The sequence below is a fragment of the Vibrio sp. SG41-7 genome, assembly GCF_014164465.1.
GTDB classification, from domain to species: Bacteria; Pseudomonadota; Gammaproteobacteria; order Enterobacterales; family Vibrionaceae; genus Vibrio; species Vibrio splendidus.
Genome location: NZ_JACJFF010000313.1, coordinates 1 through 931, shown reverse-complemented (window position 1 = coordinate 931; position 931 = coordinate 1). Strand labels below are relative to the sequence as shown.

Genomic DNA, 931 nt, shown 5'->3' with positions numbered 1-931 from the left:
ACAGTTTAAGTCACTTCATTCTTCCAGATAAAAGAAAGGACCGAACGTTTCCACGTTCAGTCCTCTTTGTCCCAGCCAAATATCCGTTCAGGTTCAAGCAATAATGCTTATCCGAACGGCATTAAACCTCAGTGTTGGTCTTTTTTATTGGTGATACGTATTGGATAAACATGTAGTTAACCAGTTATAAATTATCTGTCTACATCTATACTTTTATATCTTAGAGTCAACGAACGCTCCTTGAGCCTAAGCGTATTGTTGTATAGGCTACCTCAAATAGCATATAAAACTCATCACCCAATCTGATGATAGCGAAGGATTAACAATGAAAAGACTCGGACTTTTGGCAGTTTTCGCTGCAACACTGACTGCAGGTTGCGCTTCAAATACACAGCAAGACAACTTTCGTGAAGCCTCTTTTGAGCTGTGTAATACCGAAGTCGATATCTACTCAGTAAGCCATGATGAGCGAATTCGTATCGTCTGTTCTGATGGTTCTAAATTCGCTTTGAACAGCGAAGATACACTAGAAGTAATGCGTGATATCAACATCGACTACTGCGATGGCGAAGGCTTAGGCAAATTCAACGAGAGCCGCAGCTACTACTCGTTTAGATGTAAGTCAGGTACTTTACTGAGCATCAAAAAGTAAAACCGATACCAACAAACAGCAAAGGGTTGATGTGCAAACATCAGCCCTTTTTTAGTACCCGCTCCTTATTACTCAGACAGCTAATCTTCAAACGTAAAAAAGGCTCCTATCGAGGCTGTCTCTTATACACAAATCCCTAAGCCACGCTTGGGGATTTTTTTGAACTATTTTTAGGTTTCATGATCTGATCATCTAAGCAATGACAAGGATGATTATCATGACCTATATAGAGCCAACCCTTTGGGCACAAAAACAGTTCGGTCAAGCCCACCTTAATGA

1 protein-coding gene is annotated in these 931 nt (G+C 40.5%); it reads left to right on the top strand.

Going from position 1 to position 931, the window contains the following annotated elements:
• Positions 1-325: 325 nt before the first annotated feature.
• Positions 326-652, top strand: coding sequence for a hypothetical protein (locus H5300_RS26870; protein WP_004736794.1), 327 nt, complete (start codon positions 326-328; stop codon positions 650-652).
• The last annotated feature ends 279 nt before the right edge of the window (positions 653-931 follow it).

What these genes read in the sequence shown, in the direction of transcription:
- H5300_RS26870 (WP_004736794.1), top strand. Translation starts at nt 326, where the DNA reads ATGAAAAGACTCGGACTTTTGGCAGTTTTCGCTGCAACACTGACTGCA.